This is a genomic window from Pseudomonas sp. MD195_PC81_125 (assembly GCF_014060985.1).
GTDB classification, from domain to species: domain Bacteria; phylum Pseudomonadota; class Gammaproteobacteria; order Pseudomonadales; family Pseudomonadaceae; genus Aquipseudomonas; species Aquipseudomonas parakoreensis.
In genome coordinates, this window is record NZ_JABULD010000526.1 from 1 (window position 1) to 5,337 (window position 5,337).

At 61.9% G+C, this 5,337-nt stretch carries 2 protein-coding genes and 1 pseudogene; 1 reads left to right on the forward strand and 2 read right to left on the reverse strand.

Features of this window, described 5'->3' with window-relative positions; all coding sequences use genetic code 11:
* Window positions 1–480: 480 nt before the first annotated feature.
* Window positions 481–843, forward strand: a complete 363-nt coding sequence (locus HT737_RS20955) for a DUF6124 family protein (RefSeq protein WP_182403932.1) — start codon at window positions 481–483, stop codon at window positions 841–843.
* Between the two features lie 122 nt (window positions 844–965).
* Here the strand turns inward: HT737_RS20955 and nagE are convergent, their stop codons facing one another.
* Together nagE and ptsP are read right to left on the reverse strand one after the other, a co-directional pair.
* Entirely contained in the window at window positions 966–2,681 is a 1,716-nt protein-coding gene (gene nagE / locus HT737_RS20960; protein WP_182403933.1) for an N-acetylglucosamine-specific PTS transporter subunit IIBC, read from the reverse strand.
* Window positions 2,682–2,716: 35 nt separating this feature from the next.
* Window positions 2,717–5,231: pseudogene (gene ptsP / locus HT737_RS20965) on the reverse strand (phosphoenolpyruvate--protein phosphotransferase).
* Window positions 5,232–5,337 lie beyond the last annotated feature (106 nt).

Here is a 5,337-nt window from a genome sequence, read left to right on the forward strand (position 1 = left end):
GAATGGCGGCCTGAAAAACGACCAATTTCATATCGGGTGCAGTACTCACCTGTAGGAGGCTGCCGAAAGGTGCGATCTTTTGACTTTTGGTTTTTTACAGTCAAAGGGCAGATCAAAAGATCGCAGCCTTCGGCAGCTCCTACAGGGGGATGTTTTGTGTTTAAGAGTGTGTGGAATTACCAGAACCTTCCCACAAGGTTTTCAGGTTGTCCCTCGGACGTCCGGTCTCTAGGCTTTGTCTGTCGCTGCCAATTCAGCGATCGGGAGGTGAGATACCCGATTTGGATCCCCAGACAAGTGCCCCCATAATTGCGGCCAGCTTTCGCTGTCAGCAATTCCTTATGGCGGCTATGTACGGGCGGACTTCGGTCCGGCCGGATTTGGGGTCCTTACCGGTAATCTCACTCCGTACATGGCTGCCACCTCTTCTCCGAGTGAGATCGGGAGCAAGTGGCTACAACACTTAAAAGGACTTGTTCGATGGACAAACTGATCCCCGACCCACCCCACAGAACCACATCTCCACCCGCCGACGCCATCCGCGTCGAAGACCTGACGAAAGACAGTGAAGCCATCAAGCGCGCTGTCGATTTCTACTTCACCCCGCAATCCGCTGAGGCGCATCAGCCCAGCACGATGTTCCTGGTCAACCCCAACGTCGACTCCGAAACCCTGCTAGCCCACGCCTACGAATCGTTGGCCTGCGCCAGTGCCATGGCCAGCAACTTCGCCAACGAACTCAGCGGTCTGCAACGCAGCACCGCTCTTGCCATCCAGCAGATCGTCATGCTCGCCGAACTCGCGGTAAACCGCGCGCTGGATCGAGTCGATCCACAGACCTGATCTCTCAGGTTCACCGCGTTATCGTTCTTCGCGAGCAAGCCCGCTCCCGCATTTGACCGGCGTACACAGGTCAATGTGGGAGCGAGCTTGCTCGCGAAGAGGCCCGCCCAGACGCCGGCGAGTCAAACCTTGGCGCTGACCTCACTCCGATTAACCAACGCCTCAATCGCCCCACTCAAACTCGCCGCTTTCTCACCAATCAACAAATGCCAGACCCCACCTTCCAACGGGCTGACACCCTGGCAACCCAGCTCTTTCAACTGAGCCTCGGACAACGCTTTACCATCGGCCAGTTGTAGACGAATACGCGTCAGTGCGATGCAGTCCAGCTGCAGCACATTCTCGCTACCGCCCAACGCAGTCAGCCATTGTTGAGCTTCCGGTGCAGCGACCAATACAGCTTTCGATTCCTCGACCACCGCAGCAGGCGCAGCCACCAACGCACGCCCCAGCGCTGGCATGGCGAGGCGGATTTCGTCGGCGATGCTGTCGGCCAATGGCCCGACCACCACCTGCAAGCTGCCGCCTTTGCCCGGGCGTACCACGGCCATCGCGCCTAATGCCTTCAAGTCAGCGTCGGAAGCCTTGTTGCGATCAACCATTTCCAGACGCAAACGGGTGGTGCAGGCACCGACAGTCACCAGATTCTGCGCACCACCGAGTGCCTTGATGTAAGCCGCGGCGCGCTCATTCTCGGTGAGAACAGCCTTGTCCGCCGCTGCCACATCCTCTCGCCCCGGCGTCTTCAAATTGAAGCGACGAATACAGAAATCAAACACCGCGTAATACACCACGGCGTACGCCAGCCCGACCGGAATCACCAGCCAGCCATTGGTCGAGCGCCCCCAACCCAACACCATGTCGATGAAGCCGCCGGAGAAGGTGAAACCGAGGTGGATGTTCAGCGCATTGGTGATCGCCATCGACAGGCCGGTCAGCAGCGCATGCAGCAGATACAGCAGCGGGGCGAGAAACATGAAGGCGAATTCGATGGGTTCGGTTACCCCGGTCAAAAACGAGGTCAGCGCCATCGACAGGAAAATCCCGCCCATGACCTTGCGCCGCTCCGGCAGCGCGTTGCGGTACATCGCCAGGCACGCAGCAGGCAGGCCGAAGATCATCATCGGGAACATGCCGGTCATGAACTGGCCGCCCTTTGGATCGCCGGCGAAGTAGCGTGACAGGTCGCCGGTGACCAGTGCGCCGGTGGTCGGATCAGTGAAGTTGCCGAACACGAACCACGCCATGTTGTTGAGGATGTGGTGCAGGCCGGTGACGATCAGCAGGCGGTTGAACACGCCAAAGACGAACGCACCAATGCTGCCGCTTTCCATCATCAGCGCGCCGAAGGCATTGATGCCGTGCTGGATCGGCGGCCAGATGTAGCCGAACACTACGCCCAGACCGACCGCCGCGAACCCGGTGACAATCGGTACAAACCGTCGGCCGCCGAAGAACGCCAGGTACTCCGGCAGTTTGATGTCCTTGAAGCGGTTGTACAGCGCGCCGGCCATCAGGCCGCTGACGATCCCGGCGAGCATGCCCATGTTGATGCTCGGGTCGAGCACCTTGAGCGTGGAGATCATCACCAGGTAACCGATCACTCCGGCCAGACCCGCAGTGCCGTTGTTGTCCTTGGCAAACCCGACGGCGATGCCGATGGCGAAGATCATCGCCAGGTTGGCGAAGATCACTTGCCCGGCATCGTGAATGATCGCGATGTTCAAAAGGTCGGTGTCACCCAGACGCAGCAGCAAGCCGGCAATCGGCAGGATCGCGATCGGCAGCATCAGCGCGCGGCCGAGGCGTTGCAGGCCTTCGATGAAGAGTTGGTACATGGTGGTTCTCCCTGCTCTTTATAGAGAGCTTGTTGTTAGTGCAGAGGCCAATGCTGGTGGCAGGCGTGACGAACCGCAGCGGCGCTGTTGAGTTTCAACAGGTCGAGGCTGAGGCGTTGGCATTCGGCCTCGTGCAACTGGCGCACGCGATCCTTGATTTCACCGATTTGCACCGGGCTCACCGACAACTCGGTCACGCCGAGGCCGATCAGCACAGGCGTCGCCAGTGGATCGGAGGCGAGGGCGCCGCAGACGCCGACCCAGCGTTTGTGCACCGCCGCACCTGCGCAGGTCAGGGCGATCAGCCGCAGCAGCGCCGGGTGCAAGGCATCGACCCGAGCGGCGAGGCCGGCGTGATCGCGGTCCATGGCCAGGGTGTATTGCGACAGGTCGTTGGTGCCGATCGAGAGGAAGTCGGCGTGTTCGGCCAGTTGCTCGGCTTGCAGCGCGGCGGCGGGGACTTCGATCATCACGCCGATTTCCGGACGTTGATTGATGCCCAGCTCCAGGCACAGCGCATCGACCTGCTGGCGGATGTGCAGCAGTTCATCGACTTCGGTAACCATCGGCAGCAGGATCCGGCATCGCTGCAACGGGCTGACCTGCAGCAGTGCGCGCAGTTGCTGATCGAGGATTTCCGGGCGGGCCTGAGCCAGACGAATGCCACGCAAGCCCAAGACCGGGTTGGCTTCGGCGGGCAGCGGCAGGTAGTCGAGTTGCTTGTCGCCGCCGACGTCGATGGTGCGGATGATCACCGAGTGCTTGCCCATGGCATCGAGCACGGCTTGATAGGCGGCGCGCTGCTCTTCGACGTCCGGCGCGGTCTGCCGGTCGACGAACAGAAACTCGGTGCGCAGCAGGCCAACGCCATCGGCACCGTTGGCAAAGGCGTCTGCCGCTTCATGGCTGGAGGCAACATTGGCGACCACTTCGATGGCCACGCCATTGCGGGTTTCAGCGGGCAGATGCGCCTTGGCCTGTTGCGCATCGCGGCGTTGTTGGCGGTCGATTTGCGCCTGTTGCACTTCGGCCAGACGCTCGGCGTTCGGCGTCAGTTCGAGGCGGCCGCCGTCAGCATCCAGCACCACCGATTGCCCTTGCGGTTGATCGAGCAAAACTGCGCCCAACGCCACCAGGCACGGCAGGCCTTTGCCGCGCGCCAGAATCGCGACATGCGACGTCGCGCCACCCTCGGCCATGCACAACCCGGCGACACCCTGCGCGCTGAGTTGCAGCAGATCCGACGGCGTCAGTTCATGCGCAGCAACGATGGCGCCGGCCGGCACGTCGTAATGCCAGGCTTCGCCGAGCACGGCGCGCAGCACCCGTTGCTTGAGGTCGCGCAGGTCGTTGGCACGTTCGGCCAGCAGCGCGCTGCCGGTGTGTTGCAGCACTTCGCACTGCACATCGATCGACTGGCTCCACGCGTGGGTCGCCGCTGTGCCTTGGTCGATAGCATGCTGCGCGGCGTCGAGCAGGGCCGGATCTTCGAGCAGTGCCAGATGCGCGGCGAAGATCGCTTCTTCATCGATGTTCTTGTGCTTTTTTGCTTGGGCGAGCGTGGCGTTGATTTCGCCGCGCACCTGATTCAGCGCCGACTCCAGCACCTGCTGTTGCACCAGCGGATCATGACTGCCCGTATCTGCCGGCAGGCTGATCGCATTCAGGCGAAACAGCGGCCCGCCGACCAGACCCGGTGCGGCGCACACACCCTGCAATACGCCAGCCTCGGCGGGGCGTTTGCGCGGTGCGGCGCTGACCGGCGCAGCGGCGTGATGATCGTCGGGCAGGGCGGTCGCCAGTGCATTGAGCAAAGCCTGCAGCGCAGCTTCGGCGTCCGGTCCCTGACAGCTGACCTGCACTTCATCCCGTTCACCGATGCCCAGTCCCATCAGGCCGATCAGGCTGTTGCACGGCGCCGATTGGCCGGCGAAGTGCAGCTGCGACTGGCTCTTGAAACCTTGTGCGGTCTGGCGAATTAGCGCGGCCGGGCGCGCATGCAAGCCGCCGCGATGTGCCACCAACGCCTGACCCTGAACCGCTGGCCCACCCAGCACTTCAGCATTCGCCGCCGTACTGGTACGGGCAATGATGTGCAGCAGCGGCTCGCCGACTTTCACCGCTTTGAGCGTGATCGGGCGTACCTGGAAGTCCTGGCTGTTGGTCAGGATCAGCAGGCTGACCAGGCTTTTGCACTGCTGGCCGACCTTGTCCAGGTCGTAGCGCAACAACGGTTGGCCCTTGTCGACCCGCGTGCCTTGCTTGACCAGCATCGAGAAGCCTTCGCCGTTCAGTTCGACAGTGTCGAGGCCCAGGTGCAGGAGGATTTCCGCGCCGTTGTCGGCGCGCACGGTCAGCGCGTGGCCGGTGCGGGCGACGTGGATGATCTCCCCGGCGCAGGGCGAATACAGGGTGTCATTCAACGGGTCGATGGCGATGCCGTCGCCCATCGCGCCACTGGCGAACACCGCGTCCGGGACTTTGGCGAGCGTGAGCACCGGGCCGGCTGAGCGGGGCGCTGAGGGTCAGCTCTTTATTGTTGTTGTGCATGGCTCGGTCTCATCAGTAATTTCGCTTTCCCCTGTAGGAGCTGCCGCAGGCTGCGATTCTTTTTGATCTTTGTTTTTTTGAACGTCAAAATCAAAAGATCGCAGCC